We start from the raw sequence: 16,500 nt of genomic DNA on the forward strand, positions 1-16,500 counted from the left end.
GCCCTACAAACCTAGGGACGCTCGTTGGGTTTTGGCTGGGGCTTCGGTTTTTTCGCAGGTCGCTTGGGGATGCTATCTGCGATATCCAAAGCCGATTTGCCACTAACTACCGTGCGCTGAATGAAATGTTCGAGTGTAGTTAGCAATGTATGAAATTCATTGTGCGTAGGAGTCCATGCACGGTGTGCGGCTGCGCTACCCGCATCCGTAACTACCCCAAGTGTTTTAGATTCGGTCTCGCCTATGTATCCCTCATTGAGTAGTAGCGTTACCTTTTCTTTCAACGTCAATTCTGGGTCGATTTTAAGCACTTCAGTGGTGCGGTCGAACGCTGTCCTCAAACCAACAGAGGCCAGGATTAACGAACCGTGCTCATACGCTAGGTACATTTCGTCCAGAATCTGGTGAAGTTGTGGATCAATCTTCGAAATGTCCCAAACCCAATCCGGTTTAGCGCTTTTCTTCTCCGGTGCAGGATAGGTGATGGTAGTGGTAGGGTTAACAAGCATTTCTTGTCTAGTTGCTGGGTCATACTCAATGTCCCATTCTTCCGAGTCCCAACTGCTTTTAAGGAAAAACACTTCTTCACATCCGCAGCACTGAGCTATTTTGTAGTCGTTTTGCCCGTGATGGTAGTGGGGACCTTCTTCCCACGTCCATGACTGATCAAAAGCCCCCCGGATAAAGCAGGTCCTTTCACCGTCACAACGAGGGCAATGTGCTTTAAAAGTTTCAGTCATGAAGCAGCGGCTCCTATGGGGCATCCCTATTTTTAGCTTCTGAATTAAGCTTTTACCTCTTATCGAGTTGGAATGGAAACCTATCGAAAATCACAGCTTCGTGACGTTGGTGAGGTAAGCGAGCATCTGGTCCCGAATGAGCTCTAGTTCTGCATCGGTAAAGCCAAGTACCTCCCTCTGCTCATATTTCACATCAGGCGCCCCACGTTCAGCGCGATCTTTCAGTCCGTACTGGTGGACGCGGGCAATTCGTGCGATTCGTCCCGTAAACCCTACGCTGATAGCATTTCCATCGCCCTGAACCTTCAAAAGACTTGCCGTGCGCAGCTTCTGAAACATCTGCACCTTTCGCTTCACCCGTCCTTGTTTCCCCCGCAGGTTGCGCTGCTTTCGCGGCGCGTATTTGCTGCCGTCCGGGTTGCGCTGGGCGATGATCCGCTGTTGCTGGCTGCGCCGCAGGGCCTGGCCGATGCTGCGGGCGAGTTTGTTGCGTGATGCCGGTTCAATTTGCCCCAGAAGACCGGCCGCCCAATCCTCCAGTGTTTCCAATCGGTTGGTCACTTCGACACGACCCATTCACTGCCGGTGCCTTGGGCACCAGGTATCCACGCCGGGTCAAGGAATGCGGCCACCTGCTTAGGTTCACCAGGATGGTGGATGGTGGTATTGCCGTCGGCGTCTTTCCCCACAACCACACGCTCGGTCAGCGGCAGTGTCAGGCTCAGGTCCACCTTGCTGTTGTCCAGGATGTCTGCCTCGAACTGAATGCCCTCGGCGGATTTGTTCAGGTTCTCCAACAGCTCGGACTGGTTCACGCTCAACCAGCCCAGCAGTGGCAACATGACGCTGTCGGGGTGACCGGCGAACTCAGTGAGGATGACCTGTAAATCAAAGCTGTATTCGAACGACAGCGAGGCAGCCGCGGTGCAGCGGATTTTGCCGTTGTCGATGAAGATCAGCAGCCGGTCGGGGTTGTGCTTGAGTTCGGCCACTGTGCTCAGCAGATGGGCGCGCAGGTTTTCGGGTTTGTTCATGGGGCCGCCTGTTGATGGTTGAATACCATGTCTACCTGGCCCGCGCATTCAGCCCATGCGGCTTCGATGCGGTCCTGGTCGGTGAGCTGATCGCCGTTATTGAGTGGGCTTGTCGCCGGCAGGGTGCAGGGCACCACGGCCGGACAACCACTGACGATAAGCGTCGGCGCCGGTGAGGGCGGGGCGCTCGCGCAGCCGGCGAGCAAGCTCAGGCAAAGGCTGGTCAGCCCAGTTGCGAAGGTCTTCGTTTTCACGTTTCAGCGCCTCGATGGTTTGCTCGCGCTTTGCCAGGCCCTGGCGCAGCTGATCCTGTTGGGTTCGCAGGGCAGCCTGGGCGATGCGCTCGTCGTTCAGGGTGTTTTGCAGGGTGCTGAGATTGGCGCGTAGCCTGTCAGCTTCATCGCGGGCGATTTTGATGTCCTTCCCCGCCAGTTCGGTGTTCTTCTCGGCCACGGTGATGCGTTGTTCCTGGCCCCAGATGAGCAGTGCCAGGGCGCCCAGCAAGGCGATGCCGTACAGCGCCTGGCGCAGGGTACTCATGCGCGGTACCAGCCCAGTTTGTTCATGTCGCCGACGTCCATCAGCTCCACCGGACCTCGCACGATGACTACCCGGCAACCGGGTGTCATGTAGGCAAGGGCTTCGCACAGCAGCTCCATATCGGCTTGCTCGGTATTTTCCGGCACCACCAACAGGTTGCCGTCTTGGACGTCCAGTTTGCGCACCGCCTCCAGATCGATCATGCCGCCACCGCCTGGCCGCATCCGCACTCAGCGTGCCGCTCATAGGCGCGCTGGAGCTTGATGTCGTACAGATTCCGCTGGTAATCCGGGCCGTTGTAGAGCTTGGCGAATTCGGCCCATTTACGGCCTTTCAAGGCCTTTTGCAGCGCCGAGTCGGTCTGGATGAAACGCACGAAGGCGGCGAACTGCTGAGATTCGCCTGCACTCATGTCCTCGACCAGCGCTTGCACGCTGGCATAGCCCAGACGCTGCCAGTGAAAGCCCATGATCTGGAACGCGCCCCAGGAAGCGGATTCCAGCGCGGCGGTGTCGTCGATCAGGCGCGCATGGCCCAGGCGTTGATGCTCAGCAGTGCCGCCGGCATAGCCGCCGGACTTCGGGTTGACGATGGCCGGATTGGCGGCGGCCAACTGGTCGGCGTGGCGCTTGAGTTCGTCGGGGTTGTCGCCTTCGTGGCGCGGCGTCGCGAGCTGGCGGTACATGATGTGCCGCTCGAATAGAATCACCGGCTTACCATTCGCCAGGAAGCCCTTGCCCTTGGATTCAACCTCGTTGACGGCATAGACGCTTGCCAGCGGTACGTCGAGGATCCGCGCGGCCTTTACCAGATCTACGTTTTTCAACAGGAGCTGACAGTCACCGCCGGCCAGGCTGGCCTGGGTCTTTTCGCCGGCAACGCCATCGGCGACCAAACCGACTTTCAACTGATACGCCCGCACGGCGGCCTCGGTGGAATCGCCATACTCGCCGTCCACCACCAGCCTGGCGCTGTGGTCGTTCAGGTTCTTTTGCAGGATGCGCACCGCTTGCGAGCGGTCACCGTGGCGAAGCGTCGTCATAGCTGTTCTACCTTGCGGGTGAAAAATTTCTTGGCAGCGGCGCGAGTCCCCTCGACCCCAAGCAAACCGATTACCCCACCGAAGAACGGTGCGGTTGAGGCGGGGATACCGAGTAGCGCCAGGCCATGACTGGCGGCCAGTGCCAGGGCACCGCAAAGGGGGGCCTCGACAGCCATCCGCCGCAAGGTGCCGCCGCCGTACATGATCCGTAGGGCGGCGATGGTCAGAGCCAGGATCCCCGCATAAAGGGCAGGCCAGTTCTGTTCGAGCCAGGCGGCGAGCCAGGCCCAGGTGTCGGGACGTTCAGGCATGCGCTTCATTCCGTAATCCAGGGTTGGTGGGTTCGTGGGCTCGCTGCAGGATGGTCAGTCCCATAGGTTCACCATCTGCCGCTGTGGGGCTGCCGTCTGAGCTTCTGGCATTTGCACAGCCAGGCCTTGGGGCAGGATCGGCCCGTAGTCGGCCAGACCGGGGTTGGCTTCGAGTACCGCTTCAGTCACCCCGGCGGTGCGGCCGTAGTGACGCCAGCACAGGGCGTCAACGGTGTCATTTTGAAAGGCGCGGACGGTGACAGGCATCAGATCAGCTCCACTGTGGTGCGGTTGATGCCGAGGAAGTCACGCACGGCCCAGCGCAAATCGCGGCGGTAGTCGTCGATGTTGGGCGTGAGGTCTTCGGCGTTCTGGTTGCCGCTGTTGGTGCTGTCGTAGGAGCGATAGCGCTCACACACCTCGGCGCCGGTGGCGGCTTCGATGGCGCGGCGGTAGAGGTGCACCAGGACGGGCACGTCGTTGATTTTTTCGCCGGGAACGTCTGCCAGTTCGGCATAGCCTGCGGCTTGCTGGGTGACGCGCCATCCGCTCAGTTCGCGGTTAACGCTGATGGCGGCTGCAACGGCGGCGGTTTCAAGGCGCGGGGCGGTGACGCTGGCGTCGATCCTCAGCGTGGCGCGCAACTGATCCAGATCGATCGAGGGCCAGAAGGCGTCGGTGTTGATATGGCCGCTGGCGACGGGGCCGCTGGCTACAAATCCGCTCATGGAACAGCACTCAAAAATATGTCGCCGGTGGTCGGGGCTTCACGTTCAGGAGGAGCGGCCTGGCCGATCCGCCCCGAGCCGGCGGGGTGCGTGGGGACGCTCGGTTAGCCGGCAGGGCCGGCAAGTTTGTTGAGCAGGCGTTCGGCCCGCTCCAGATCTTTCTTGCCACCGCAGGCGTCGTGCAGAGCGATGGCTTTTTTCAGCAGATCTACACCGGCCTGGAGCTGGCCGGGTTGGCCCGGGGTTTCTTCGGTGATGCCTTCCAGCGTGGCGCGGCCCATGGCGAGAAACAGCTTGGCGCGGGCCTGGTCGGGCATGTCTTCGGCGTCGGTGAGTTCGGCGGTGCGGTGCAGGATTGCCAGGTCGAACGGTTCGCCAACCTTCTGAGCCTTGAAGGCTGCCGTCGCGACTTCCTCGGCGACCAGGCAGCCCAAGGTGCGGGCGAAGCGGTCGGGCATGACCATCTTGTGTTCCAGCACGTAGGTCGCGATGTCGAGGCCACCGGTGAAGTCGCCGGCATCGAAGCGCCAGACCATGACGGTGGTCAGTACCTCGTCCTGCGCGCCCTGGCCGCCTTCCAGCACACCTTGCACATAGGATTCATAACTCGGCAGCAACTGGCGCTTCAGTTCGGCCTTGCCTTGGTTGGACTGGACTTGTTTCAGGCGCAGGCGGTCTTGCAGCAGTTGGTTGAGCTGGTGTTCGTAGGCTGTAGCGCCGGCCATGGTTTGGGTGGGTTCGGTCGCTGCCGCCTCAATGGCGGCAGTGACACGTTCAAAGTGGCGGCGGCAGGGGTTGGTCATGATGGCCGCCTCAGTTCAGGGTGATGTTTTCGGCCATGGCCGCGCAGCCCAGGTCTTCGATGACGTAGCTTTCGTTCACCGATTCGTAGTTCTCGATGCGGTCGCGCTTGGCGTTGTCCACAACGGTGCGGCGGCGGGTACCTTCCTGCCAGTACAGCGACAGGTTATCCAGCCGGGTCACCAGCAGGCCGTTGGCCGGGAAGTGCGGCACGCGTACCGCTGGCAGGTTGCCGAGCCGTTTTTGACTGGTGACGATGTCGGCCGCCAGCATTTCGGTAGGCGCCTGGACCTTGTTGATGATCGGGAAGTACTTGTCGGCCAGCAGTTGGCGACCGCAGATGACTACCAGTTCGGTGTCCTCCTGATACCAAGGCTCGATGAACTCGTTGACCATGCTGACGACCAAGGCGTCGATGTTTTCGAAATCCTTGCCGGCGCCGATTTCGATTTTGCCGCTACCGTCCACCACCTCATCCAGAACCCGGGCAGGGTTCTCCAGGCGCATTTTCTGAAGCCAGCCGATGTTGACATCCTGCAACAGCGGGTTGGTGACCGGGTTGGATGTCGCGGCACGGCTGATGCCGTTCCAGCCAATCATGATCCTGTTGAGGGCCTGGGCTTTGATGATGGCGTCGCGGATGCGTGCTTGGAAGTCCTTGAACTTGGCCCACTGGTCCAGCTTCTGATAGCGCAGGCCGGTGTCGAAGTTGGTTTGGGTGCAGGTGTACCCACGGTCGTCCAGGCCGCTCGGGTCACGGGGCTCGCGGTCTTTGACGGTGGTGTCGGTGGTGCTGGCAATGGTGCCGTCGATTCCGATGCCAATTTTCTCACCCGATTGTTCCTGTACGCCATAGACGTTGATGGCGCTGAGGAAGGTGCTGGATTCCTGAATACGGGTTTCCAAGGTCTGGGCGACGCTTGGGTCGGCGGTGAATTTGGTGGTGACGTCAGTCACCCCATGCAATTGCGCCAGTTGTTGCAGGTAGGCGTTGAACAGTACTCGGGTGTCGTTACGCATGTTGATCGTCCTTCATGATTCGGGGGCTGTGGTTGGGCTGACTGTCAGCAGTCGGTCACGACCAGGTCATTGCCGCCGGTTACAGGCGGACGTGGTTTCTGACTGTGGTCCTGGGTGGTGGAGAGCTTGGTTTTCAGCTCTGTGAGTTCCGTGCTGACCTGGTCGAGCCGGGTTTTCAGCCCCGCCGAAAATTGCTTTTCAGCAGCCAGTTGGTCGGGCAGATCCTTAACGTGTTCGGCGATGGCTTCGACCGCTTCGCCAATCTGGGCAAACTCGGTGTCGTCCTTGGCCTGTTTGCCGGTCAGCAGCGCTTGCACCTTGCTGAACAGCTGGGCGCCGATGCTTGGCTTCTCTTCGATTTCCTCGAACTTCAACTCGGTTTCCAGCGCCTCGGTAAACATCGAGGTCGCCGAGTAGTGGCGGTCCTTGAACGGACTGGCGTCGGGTTTCTGGGCCGAGAACGCCAGGACGTCGGTGCCCAAGCTGGCAGGCGAGTCGGTCACGGCCAGGCCGACGATGTAGGCCTCGCCGGTATCGGCAAAGCTGTCGTCGATTTCGATGGAGGTGTAAATCTTCTGTTTCGCCTTGTTCATGGCGATCAGCTCGGGGGTGGGCTCAACCTGGGCGAACAGGGCCAGTTTTTTCTGGCCGTTGATGTCTACCTCTTCGGTTTTCACTGCCAGCACGTCGCCATAGGCTTTGAACGGGCTGTCGGGCAGCAGGCTGCGGAAATGTTCCAGCCAGATACGGGCGCCGTAGGTGGACGGGTTGAAGTTCTTGGCGGCCTGTTCCAGCCAGCTGCGTTTGATGGTGCGCTTGTCCGAAGTGGCGCCCTCGACGGCGACGCGGAACCAGTTGCTGCGAAACTTCTTCATGCCGGGAATCCTCAGTGCGTGGGGCGCCTGCTGGGTTGAGCAGTGCGTTGCAATGAGGGGCATGGTCGTCACGGGCGCGAGCGGCGGCAACGAGACGGGACTGTAGACGGGGAGGGTACAAGGGGCGGCGCTATTGAGTCGTCGCCGTGGGCGGCAGCATCTCGGCCATGACGACGACCACCCTGCTGCCTATCGATCCGCGACGCCAATCCAAGTTCCTGTACTGGATGGGTTGGCGCATCTGCGAGATTGCCGAGGCTACGGGCGAAAAAGAAAAAACGCTACACAGCTGGAAGGCCCGCGACGAGTGGGACCGGGCCGACAACGTGGAGCGCATCGGCGGCGCCCTGGAAGCGCGTTTGGTGCAGTTGATCCTCAAGGACAACAAGACCGGCGGCGATTTCAAGGAGATCGATCTGCTGCATCGGCAGCTTGAGCGCCAGGCCCGCATTCAGCGTTTCCAGGGCGGCGGCACCGAAACCGACCTCAACCCGAACCTCGCCAAGCGCAACGAGGGGCCGAAGAAAAAGTCACCGAAGAACGACATCAGCGAAGACCAGATCGAGCTGCTGCGCGAGGCGTTCATCGACGGCTGTTTCGACTACCAAAAAGACTGGTACCGGGCCGGCAACCAGCGCACCCGCGTCATTCTCAAGAGCCGGCAGATCGGCGCCACGTACTACTTCGCCCGCGAGGCGTTTATCGATGCCCTGGACACCGGCCGCAACCAGATTTTCCTGTCTGCATCGAAGAACCAGGCCTACCTGTTCCGTGGCTACATCCAGGCCTTCGCCCGGGAAGTCATCGGCGTCGAGCTGACCGGTGACCCGATTGTGCTGCCCAACGGCGCCGAACTGTTTTTCCTCGGGACCAACGCCCGCACCGCCCAGGGCTATCACGGCAATTTCTACTTCGACGAATTCTTCTGGACGTTCAAGTTCGAGGAGTTGAACAAGGTCGCCTCGGGCATGGCGATGCACAAGAAGTGGCGCAAAACCTATTTCTCCACGCCGTCGAGCATGGCTCACGAGGCGTACACCTTCTGGACGGGGGAACGATTCAACAAGGGCAAGCCGGCCGCGCAGCACACCAAAGTGGACGTGACCCACGGCGCACTCCAGCAGGGCCGGTTCTGTGAGGATCGGCTCTGGCGACAGATCGTCACGATCCTCGACGCCGAGCGGGGCGGGTGCGATCTGTTCGACATCGAAGAGTTGCGCCGGGAGTACAGCCCCGAGGCCTTCGCCAACCTGCTGATGTGCGAGTTCGTTGATGACGGCGCGAGCATCTTCCCGCTGTCGGTGTTGCAGTCCTGCATGGTCGATAGCTGGGTGGAGTGGGCCGAGGACTACAAACCTTTCGCCATGCGCCCGTTCGGCGACCGTCAGGTATGGGTCGGCTATGACCCGGCCGAGACGGGCGATTGTTCCGGCCTGGTGGTGGTCGCGCCGCCCCTGGTGCCGGGTGGCAAGTTTCGCGTGCTCGAGCGCCACCAATTTCGCGGCATGGACTTCGCCGCCCAAGCCGCCGCCATCAAGGGCGTGTGCGACCGCTATTGGGTCACCTACATCGGTATCGATGTCACCGGCCTGGGCAGTGGCGTTGCCCAGCTGGTGCGCCAGTTCTTCCCGGCTGTGACCACCTTCAGCTACTCGCCCGAGGTGAAAACCCGCCTAGTGCTGAAGGCCTACGACGTGATCCACAAGGGCCGGCTGGAGTTCGACGCCGGCTGGACCGACATGGCCCAGTCGCTCATGGCGATTCGCAAAACCATCACCGCAGGCGGTCGCCAGTTCACCTACACCGCCGGCCGCAACGACAACACCGGCCATGCCGACCTGGCCTGGGCGCTCTTCCACGCATTGCAGAACGAACCGCTCGAAGGGCAGACCGCTGCCAATACCGGGCGAATGGAGATTTTCACATGACCGAACAACTCGCCAGCCAAGAGCTACTGCCGGCCACCCTCGACGCCGCCGGTGCGGGTACCCAGGTGTTCAGCTTCGGTGACCCGACGCCGGTGCTGGGTGGTCGGGAAGTGTTCGACTACCTGGAGTGCTGGTTCAACGGGCGGTGGTATGAGCCGCCGTTGTCGCTTAACGGTTTGGCTCGGTCCGTGGGAGCGAGCGTGCATCTGCATTCGGGGTTGATGTTCAAGCGCAACCTGTTGAGCAAGACCTTTATCCCGCATCCGATGCTGTCCCGGGCGGCGTTCGAACAGTTCGCCCTGGATTTTCTGTGCCTGGGCAATGGCTATCTGGAAAAGCGCCGTTCGGTGCTGGGCAGCACCAGGCAACTGGTGCCGTCGCTGGCGAAGTACATGCGGGTGGGACCGGAGGGGCAGTTCTACCAGGTGCAGGGGTGGAAGAACGAGCACGTGTTTGAGCCGGGGAGCATTTTTCATCTGCGCGAAGCGGATTTGCACCAGGAGATTTATGGGCTGCCGGAGTGGATCAGTGCGTTGCAGTCGGCGCTTCTCAACGAGTCGGCGACGCTGTTCCGGCGCAAGTATTACGAGAACGGCAGTCACGCCGGCTTTATCCTGTACATGACCGACGCGGCCCAGACCGAGGCGGACATCGATGCATTGCGCAAGGCTTTGAAGGATTCGAAGGGGCCGGGGAATTTTCGAAACCTGTTTGTCTACTCGCCCACGGGCAAGAAGGATGGGATTCAGCTAATCCCTGTCAGCGAGGTAGCGGCCAAAGACGAATTCAACTCGATCAAGAATCAGACCCGTGATGACGTGCTGGCGAGCCTGCGCATTCCGCCGCAATTAATGGGCATCGTCCCTCAGAATGCCGGAGGTTTTGGTTCAATTAGAGAAGCCGCGCTGATATACGCTGCAAATGAACTTGAGCCTATTCAGGCTAGGATGATGCAAATCAACGAGAGGGTGGGAGAGGCGGTTCTGAGTTTTGCTGGGCTAAAGTATGAGTCGTTGACCTGATTCTCTTCACAGCCTAATGGCACTGAGTTCAGTGCCATTTAAATTTTATTGTAAGCCGAGTTACTCCGGAACGTCTTCGGTGGGCTGATTGATTAGCCTTGTAAACTCTTTTCCTACGTCTGCATCTGCAAGCATCATAGATAAGATTCGTTCCAATGCCTGCTTATCGTCACAAACAAATCTATCATTTCCAAATTTTATCTCGCATGGGTAACCGTTCTTATTAATTTCTATTTGTCCGATGTCGGCTCTTTTTGTTTTTGTGGAAAGCGGGTTCGCTGCAACAATGTAAGTAGTGGTTGTGCTTTTTTCAATGAGTTTTTTCTGTGAAAATATACCCAAGCCAAGCAGTGTTTCCATAGTGGTGTCAAACCGGGTCTCGCGAGAAATCGCAATTTTTCCGCCACTCGCTTCCATGATTTGAGCATTCATTTCCTCAAAAACTGAATTTATTTCCGAGATTTTTTCAGCGGTATCGGCAGCTGCCTTTAAACCTAGGTCAAATGAGTTTTTAAAATTTGCCATTTTAGTTAACCTTCTCAATAATGCCACATACAGGTATATGGTCGAATTTGGACTTTTTGCTTATCACTAGTTCGGCTAAACCTGGAACGTCAATGATATGAGCGTTGTCTTGGGCAAGCCTCCATTTTTTTGCTGAAACAAAAGCATGAGAGTAAATGATTTGGTCAAAAGTATGCCATTGAGTAGTTTTACCGCTTTTATAAAAATAGCTGCCGCCCCTTTTCTTATTCTCGCCCTTGTCTTGCCCCATTTGACTCCAGTACGGGTTGTAGAAAAGGTGCTTGCGTTTGTTAACTAAATCTATGTCCCGTGTTGCCATCAGGTGGTGGCTTAACGAAATGTCGAATGGTTCGTCATTGTAGTCGCCAAGCAATATTATATGTGGCGGGTTCGGGCTTTCGTTAAGAATTTTGTCCACCTCTAGACGAAGATTAATTCCGAGCGTATGCCTGTCTGGATGGTCTTTATCACACCAAAGACGGCTAGGCCAGTGTGAAGCAAAAAGATTGAAAACGGTCTCGCTATAATTTTCTAGGATGTCAACTCTTTGGGCGATTTTAAGCGTGCTGTTTCCTTTTAGATAGGTGATATTCTCGCTATTTAAGATTGTTATTTTGTTGGGGTTTGATATGTAGCATATGTCGAACTTTGATTTTCCGGCCTTTGAAATTCCGTATCGAAATTCTAATCCTTCAAATATTTCTAGTTTTTTGAGGAAATCAAGGTCTTCAATGGAGGTTTCTCCAAGTGCCAAAAAATCCACCTTGGCTACTTTGAATAAATAAGCAATGACCTCTATTGCATTTTGTCTAAGCTCTTCACAATTTCTGCTGTCGCCAGATGGCGCCAGGCTCGTATTCCACCAAGCAAAGGTAACCCTTTTTTGATCCTCAGAGTCGTTATATAAAGTGGCCATTATTCAATGATCTTACTTGGTGTCTTTGTTGTTATTATTTCTTTGGGCCTGATTGGTGTCATCGCTGGGCTCGCATTTGGAAAGACGAAATCGAAGGGGGCGCTAACTACCGTCAGGGAATTTCCAATCCGGTGAGCTTTTCCAATTGTTTTTTAATAAACGCTTTTCCAAGAGCTGATAAGGTATCTAACGTGAAGCCGCCAGCAGCGGACACGCCATCTTTAGTCAATTTCCAAATGACCTCGTCCCTTACTGAGTCAATGAAATCGTGACCCGCTGGCGTCAGCGCCCTAAATGAGAATTGAGCATTAGGATTCATGCCCCGCCCCCCAGCGGTGTCGATCCATTCGTTCATCAATATTTGGTCAACGTGATAGATAATCTGATCGGATGTGTAGCCATCAACCGCCAGATGCTCTCGACAGTTGATCATGGCAATCGCCATTGCGGGTTTCGGCAAAGCTTCCAGCTTTAGCATCAGGAGTCGGATCAGTTCCGGATCTCGTTGCATCCTATCTCTCCTTAAGGTGGTGCGTTTTCGCACCATCACACCATAGCCTTCTCCGATAGCTGAGCCAAGCCTAAGACATTTGCCCGTGGTGTGCACAAGCTGTGGTTTGGCTTATTAGGTCTGCCCCCTGACTCCTAACATTTCCCACCGACTCGCCCACGGGAAACCACTCGAAATCTTCAACGGGGCGGCAGTGCTCCCTCGCAATTTCCTGTGCCCGCTCGGGCTTCAAATCGGGGTCTAACCACTCGCGAGCCAAGCCCGGTGCCAGCACTAATGGCTTTCGATCATGAATATCCACCATACCCTGATCGCTGGCAGCGGTAATGATGACAAAACCATCGCTTTCTTGGCCCTCAAGCCCAGGTTGAGCCTGTGCAAGGGCTCCGAAGAACATAGGCTTCTGGGATTTCAGGCGAATGAAATAGGGCTGTTTTTTCTTCGGGTCATTGGGGTCTTTGACCCACTCATACCAGCCCTCGCTTGGAACCAGAGCACGTCCGTTCGGCCACAACTGTTTGAAGAACTTCCCCGTCGTGACGGTTTCAACCCTTGCATTGATGGGGTCGGGGCGTTTTCCCTTCGCCCAAAATGGCGACCAGCCCCACCTGATAGGGGTGATGTGAAGGCCGGCATTGCTGGTGTGCAGGATTTGCACGCGTGTCGTCGGGGCGATGTTGTACCGGTTGATCGGCACTGCATCGAAACCGCTGAATAGCGGGAGCTGCGGCCCTAGCTCCTCCATAAACACCGCCATCCCCTCGTATTGCACGAATCTCCCGCACATTGGTTGTCCCGCCTGTCAGATTTTTCCTATACAAAATTGACCGCCAACCTTGTACAAAGTTAACTGTATGTTCGTACAGTATTTTGGAACGTGCGTCATGAGCTTTTCAATTCTAGGCCCTATTGCCGAGGGTGGCTTGAAGCTGCCCTTGTGTTCGTTTCGAGTGCCTGCCGGGTTTCCATCTCCGGCGGCGGACCACATCGAAGCGCACATCTCATTGGATGAGGTTCTGAACATTCGCGCCCCGCATGTCTACCTGGTCTCAATCGCTGGGGAGAGCATGCAAGGCGCCGGTATTTTTGAAGGCGATCTCGCGGTGGTGGACCGCGCTTTGGAGCCGGCGCACGGTCACATCGTCGTAGCGCTGCTGAACAACGAGCCCGTATGCAAGCGGCTTTGCATTCGCGGCAGGGAGGTGATTCTCCTTTCGGAGAACCCAAAGTATCCACCGAGGTACGTGCTTGAGGGCGACGAACTGGTTATCTGGGGCGTCATCACATGCAGCGTGCGCAGCCATGTCTAAACCCCTGCCAGTTTTCGCCCTGATCGACTGCAACAGCTTCTACGCGAGTTGCGAGCGCGTGTTTCGCCCCGACCTGGCCCGCGTGCCCATCGTGGTGCTGAGCAACAACGACGGCTGTGTAATCGCCCGCAGTTACGACGCCAAGCCCTACGTGAAGATGGGCGAGCCGTACTTTCAGATCAAGCACAAGCTGCATAAGCACGGCATCGTCCCGTTCTCGTCGAATTACGCGCTCTACGGCGACATGAGTGAGCGGGTCATGACACTAATTGAATCAATGGTGCCTGCCGTTGAGGTCTACAGCATCGACGAAGCCTTTGCCGACATGACTGGCATCGACGGCCGGGATGCCCTCGGGCGGAAGATCCGCAGCCAAGTGCTGCGCTGCACCGGCATCCCGGTCGGGGTGGGGATCGCCCACACCAAAACCCTGGCAAAGCTGGCAAACCACACCGCCAAACGGCTCCAAGTGGAGACCGGCGGCGTGGTCGATATCTGCGACCCGTTCAAGCGTGACTGGGTTTTGCGCAACACCGACGTGTCCGAGGTCTGGGGCGTCGGTCGCAAGATGAAACTTCACCTGGAAGCCATGGGGATCAAGACCGCGATGGACCTGGCGAAGGCCGACCCGTGGACGCTACGCAAGAAGTTCAGCGTGGTGATCGAGAAGACCGCCCGGGAGCTGGCCGGCACGCCGTGCCTGGAGCTGGATGAACCGGACCCTCCGAAGCAGGAAATTTGCTGTAGTCGGATGTTCGGGAAGCGGCTCACGGACCTGGCACCCATCAAGGAAGCGGTGGCTACCTATATGATGCGTGCTTCGGAAAAGCTCAGGGCGCAGCAGTCGCTGTGCAAGAAGATCCGCGTCAGCATCCGCACCGGCATGTTCAACCCGGAGGAGGCGAAGTACGCCAATGGTGTGCTGATCGACATGCCGTACCCCACTGATGATGTGCGGCTGCTGACCAAGGCAGCGGTGGACGCGCTCGACCGCGTGTTTCGGCCGGGCTTCAAGTACAGCAAGGCTGAGGTGCTGTTGATGAACCTCTGTCAGCAGGGGGAGTACACCGACGACCTGTTTGCCACCTCCCAACCAGCCGACGCCACGAAGTTGATGGCGGTGCTGGACCAGGTCAACGGGCGATGGGGTAGAGGGACACTCCGATCAGCCAGCGTGCCCGTCAACCCAGACTGGCGCATGCGTCGGGAGATGATGAGCCAGAGCTACACGACCAGGCTGGACCAGCTGTGGCAGGTGTCCTGTCGATGACCTGCTGACCCCATGAGCCGCCCGCCGAGGCGGCTTTTTTTTGCCCCGAAATGGTGCGCGGTCGGCGGGCTGTGGCGTGCTTCAAGCCTGGCGCGCGCCGTCGTCCCCCCACCGCGCCTCCGGTCTAAATAGGTCTTTTTTTCTGCACTTCTGCACCTTCATCCCGATCAGGCCAGCCGGGGGCTGTCAGAGCGTATCCAGGCAATCGAATACCTGCGAAACCCTGCGAAGGAGGGCGCTTTTTCGCAATGCTCACACGCGAGCACAGGCGGACGAATTCCGGAGGTGCCTCGGGAAAAGGGTTAGGTTTTTTTTGAGTGGGGTGTGATGAGCTGGAGCGCCCGTATTTGCTGGGCTTGAGACCTAACTTTGATGGGTTAGGTTAGGTTAGGTCAAAGGTTAGTATTTTATAAGTAACTGTTTTTAAAGGAATTTATAGATTGATTATTTAACATCAATAAAGGTTAGGAAATTACCAAAACTAACCAGAAGCTAACCTTGGCATTCCTTCGCAAAGCCTTACCGGACAAGGCTTTCAGGGTTGCGGGAAAAAACTAACCCTCCTAACCTCTTTCCCGTGGGTCAACATAAAAACGCCGGATAGGCCTAGGGCGGGGTATCTGCCGAAGCTGCGTACAGAATTGCGCAGTTCGCATGTGTGCATTCACTCGCACGCACTCTCGTGCGGCGTCAGTCGTTGCGTTTGTGGGAGGTGTTGGGATTGGAGCGACAAGCACTACAGCGCGACCAAGCCCATGGCACTGCTTGCCAAAGAGGGCTATTCGGGGAAGTGGTGGTACGAAAATGGTACGAGGTTTTTTTGGCGTAGCTGAAAGCTCCGTATTACGCGGCCTCCAGGATTAGACGTTCCAATCCATCATGGGGGCAACAGAAAAACGACGGGAGAGCGGAGCGGTTTGTAGGGACATTGGCAATCTGAGTCAACGAGGCGAATGGCGAAGTTTATCAGGGTTGTATCGGGGATGCCGGTAGGCGTTCATCCCTTGAAGCCATCACCGCCTTCCGACTAACCCATCGTCAGGCCTGGATGGCCGGCCCGATACACTTCTCGAATACCTGCTGCATCGGGCCCGGCACGCAGTTGTAGGCCGAGATGTTCGCAACGATCCATTCTTCCTTCTCGATCCCCCACCAGCTGATCTCGAATCCGGCGTTCATGATGAGGTGTTCGAAGAGAATGCGCTGGGCTCGTCCGTTGCCTTCGCGAAAAGGATGTACGACGTTGATATCGGAATAGGCGTCGGCCACGGCAATGATCAGGTCTGCCCGGGGCAGGCCTTCGAACCAGTGGGCGGCGGCCATGTGGCTGAAGATCTTGCCGGCTTCCTTTTCCATGAACTGTGGTTGGCAGAAGCGCGTATCTCGCTTGGCCATCCCGACGGTTCGCAATTCTCCGGCCCATTCATACAAGTCCGAGAACAGTCGTCGATGGATGTTCTGGAGGTAAACGAGGTCGTAGGGAGGAGGGTTGAATTCGACGCTGTCCGCCGCGATGGCCGTGAGTTGCTGCTCGGCTTCGCTCAGGGTGGCGTCGTCGCGAATGTCGAGTTTGTTTCGAAGGACAGTGGAGCCGGGATAGCAGTAGGCGTCTTCACCGACGCCATATTTGTCCAGCATCAGGTTCTGGGCTTGGTGAAGGTCTTGAGGATTTCTTCGCGGGTCGGCATCTTGAGGTTGCCGTCGGCGAAGTCCACTTTGAAGCCTTCCAGGCGCAGGCTGGCCGCATAGTTGGATCTACGGGTTCTGGCTGCATAGGCCTTTTTGGCTTCAAGGCTGATAGTGCCCATGGGCTGGACCTCGGATTGCGTGGGTGAGCCGATTATAGCCCATCTCGCGGCCTGGCCCCAAAGCCTCTGGCGCGATGAGTGGACCGACGGGGCTTGCATCGCCGTGCGACTCAAAATAC

General features: G+C 57.4%; 22 protein-coding genes and 1 pseudogene. 4 read left to right on the forward strand and 19 right to left on the reverse strand.

The window, feature by feature from the left end; genetic code table 11:
* Positions 1-11 precede the first annotated feature (11 nt).
* The 13 genes and pseudogenes from AC1M7R_RS20760 to AC1M7R_RS20820 form a co-directional block, all read right to left on the reverse strand.
* Positions 12-740, reverse strand: a complete 729-nt coding sequence (locus AC1M7R_RS20760; RefSeq protein WP_490609879.1) for a DUF4145 domain-containing protein — start codon at positions 738-740, stop codon at positions 12-14.
* A 90-nt stretch (positions 741-830) separates the two neighbouring features.
* Positions 831-1,301 carry a phage virion morphogenesis protein gene (locus AC1M7R_RS20765; RefSeq protein ID WP_490610492.1) on the reverse strand — a complete coding sequence of 157 codons (471 nt, stop codon included), beginning with the start codon at positions 1,299-1,301 and terminating at the stop codon, positions 831-833.
* On the reverse strand, positions 1,298-1,774 hold the full coding sequence (locus AC1M7R_RS20770; protein ID WP_490609880.1) for a phage tail protein: 477 nt from the start codon (positions 1,772-1,774) through the stop codon (positions 1,298-1,300). Before AC1M7R_RS20770 ends, AC1M7R_RS20765 begins: the two co-directional genes overlap by 4 nt.
* A pseudogene (gene lysC, locus AC1M7R_RS20775) lies at positions 1,771-1,959 on the reverse strand (Rz1-like lysis system protein LysC); the annotation flags it as partial. The gene AC1M7R_RS20770 and the pseudogene lysC, both read right to left, overlap by 4 nt.
* Positions 1,871-2,314 carry an Rz-like lysis system protein LysB gene (lysB, locus tag AC1M7R_RS20780; protein ID WP_339490604.1) on the reverse strand — a complete coding sequence of 148 codons (444 nt, stop codon included), beginning with the start codon at positions 2,312-2,314 and terminating at the stop codon, positions 1,871-1,873. The gene lysB and the pseudogene lysC, both read right to left, overlap by 89 nt.
* Entirely contained in the window at positions 2,311-2,517 is a 207-nt protein-coding gene (locus AC1M7R_RS20785) for a hypothetical protein (protein WP_047230279.1), read from the reverse strand. The genes lysB and AC1M7R_RS20785 overlap by 4 nt, the downstream gene beginning before the upstream one ends.
* Positions 2,514-3,356 carry an N-acetylmuramidase domain-containing protein gene (locus AC1M7R_RS20790; protein ID WP_490609881.1) on the reverse strand — a complete coding sequence of 281 codons (843 nt, stop codon included), beginning with the start codon at positions 3,354-3,356 and terminating at the stop codon, positions 2,514-2,516. The genes AC1M7R_RS20785 and AC1M7R_RS20790 overlap by 4 nt, the downstream gene beginning before the upstream one ends.
* On the reverse strand, positions 3,353-3,676 hold the full coding sequence (locus AC1M7R_RS20795; protein WP_003183304.1) for a phage holin, lambda family: 324 nt from the start codon (positions 3,674-3,676) through the stop codon (positions 3,353-3,355). Before AC1M7R_RS20795 ends, AC1M7R_RS20790 begins: the two co-directional genes overlap by 4 nt.
* Positions 3,677-3,721: 45 nt before the next feature.
* Positions 3,722-3,934: a tail protein X gene (locus AC1M7R_RS20800; protein ID WP_003199765.1), complete on the reverse strand. Its 213-nt coding sequence runs from the start codon at positions 3,932-3,934 to the stop codon at positions 3,722-3,724.
* The gene (locus AC1M7R_RS20805) at positions 3,934-4,395 is read right to left on the reverse strand and encodes a head completion/stabilization protein (RefSeq protein WP_490609882.1); all 462 of its coding nucleotides are present in this window, start codon (positions 4,393-4,395) and stop codon (positions 3,934-3,936) included. The genes AC1M7R_RS20800 and AC1M7R_RS20805 overlap by 1 nt, the downstream gene beginning before the upstream one ends.
* Positions 4,396-4,499: 104 nt before the next feature.
* A complete protein-coding gene (locus AC1M7R_RS20810; protein WP_307571327.1) occupies positions 4,500-5,198 on the reverse strand; it encodes a phage terminase small subunit in 699 nt (232 codons plus the stop codon).
* Positions 5,199-5,208: 10 nt separating this feature from the next.
* Positions 5,209-6,216, reverse strand: coding sequence for a phage major capsid protein, P2 family (locus tag AC1M7R_RS20815; RefSeq protein WP_003199771.1), 1,008 nt, complete (start codon positions 6,214-6,216; stop codon positions 5,209-5,211).
* 44 nt (positions 6,217-6,260) lie between these two features.
* On the reverse strand, positions 6,261-7,091 hold the full coding sequence (locus tag AC1M7R_RS20820; RefSeq protein ID WP_003199772.1) for a GPO family capsid scaffolding protein: 831 nt from the start codon (positions 7,089-7,091) through the stop codon (positions 6,261-6,263).
* A 167-nt stretch (positions 7,092-7,258) separates the two neighbouring features.
* On the opposite strand from AC1M7R_RS20820, the gene AC1M7R_RS20825 reads away from it, so the two are divergent.
* Both AC1M7R_RS20825 and AC1M7R_RS20830 read left to right on the forward strand, forming a co-directional pair.
* On the forward strand, positions 7,259-9,019 hold the full coding sequence (locus tag AC1M7R_RS20825; protein ID WP_003199774.1) for a terminase ATPase subunit family protein: 1,761 nt from the start codon (positions 7,259-7,261) through the stop codon (positions 9,017-9,019).
* Positions 9,016-10,041: a phage portal protein gene (locus AC1M7R_RS20830; RefSeq protein WP_490609883.1), complete on the forward strand. Its 1,026-nt coding sequence runs from the start codon at positions 9,016-9,018 to the stop codon at positions 10,039-10,041. The genes AC1M7R_RS20825 and AC1M7R_RS20830 overlap by 4 nt, the downstream gene beginning before the upstream one ends.
* Before the next feature lie 60 nt (positions 10,042-10,101).
* Here the strand turns inward: AC1M7R_RS20830 and AC1M7R_RS20835 are convergent, their stop codons facing one another.
* The 4 genes from AC1M7R_RS20835 to AC1M7R_RS20850 form a co-directional block, all read right to left on the reverse strand.
* Positions 10,102-10,566, reverse strand: coding sequence for a hypothetical protein (locus AC1M7R_RS20835; RefSeq protein WP_490609884.1), 465 nt, complete (start codon positions 10,564-10,566; stop codon positions 10,102-10,104).
* Between the two features lies 1 nt (position 10,567).
* Entirely contained in the window at positions 10,568-11,482 is a 915-nt protein-coding gene (locus AC1M7R_RS20840; protein ID WP_490609885.1) for an endonuclease/exonuclease/phosphatase family protein, read from the reverse strand.
* Between the two features lie 112 nt (positions 11,483-11,594).
* Complete coding sequence (locus AC1M7R_RS20845) at positions 11,595-11,993, reverse strand: DUF2513 domain-containing protein (protein WP_490609886.1); 399 nt, start codon at positions 11,991-11,993, stop codon at positions 11,595-11,597.
* Positions 11,994-12,063: 70 nt separating this feature from the next.
* Positions 12,064-12,780 (reverse strand): SOS response-associated peptidase family protein, encoded by a 717-nt coding sequence (locus AC1M7R_RS20850; RefSeq protein ID WP_490609887.1) that lies wholly within the window; start codon positions 12,778-12,780, stop codon positions 12,064-12,066.
* 97 nt (positions 12,781-12,877) lie between these two features.
* Between AC1M7R_RS20850 and AC1M7R_RS20855 the strand changes: the two genes are divergently transcribed.
* Together AC1M7R_RS20855 and umuC are read left to right on the forward strand one after the other, a co-directional pair.
* Entirely contained in the window at positions 12,878-13,303 is a 426-nt protein-coding gene (locus AC1M7R_RS20855; protein WP_014338712.1) for a LexA family protein, read from the forward strand.
* Positions 13,296-14,573: a translesion error-prone DNA polymerase V subunit UmuC gene (gene umuC, locus AC1M7R_RS20860; protein WP_490609888.1), complete on the forward strand. Its 1,278-nt coding sequence runs from the start codon at positions 13,296-13,298 to the stop codon at positions 14,571-14,573. The genes AC1M7R_RS20855 and umuC overlap by 8 nt, the downstream gene beginning before the upstream one ends.
* A gap of 1,038 nt (positions 14,574-15,611) precedes the next feature.
* Here umuC and AC1M7R_RS20865 read toward each other — a convergent pair.
* Both AC1M7R_RS20865 and AC1M7R_RS20870 read right to left on the reverse strand, forming a co-directional pair.
* The gene (locus AC1M7R_RS20865; RefSeq protein ID WP_072430365.1) at positions 15,612-16,211 is read right to left on the reverse strand and encodes a putative adenosine monophosphate-protein transferase Fic; all 600 of its coding nucleotides are present in this window, start codon (positions 16,209-16,211) and stop codon (positions 15,612-15,614) included.
* Entirely contained in the window at positions 16,211-16,381 is a 171-nt protein-coding gene (locus tag AC1M7R_RS20870) for a YhfG family protein (RefSeq protein WP_092179576.1), read from the reverse strand. Before AC1M7R_RS20870 ends, AC1M7R_RS20865 begins: the two co-directional genes overlap by 1 nt.
* Positions 16,382-16,500 lie beyond the last annotated feature (119 nt).

It is taken from the genome of Pseudomonas sp. MS01C9, from assembly GCF_058202755.1.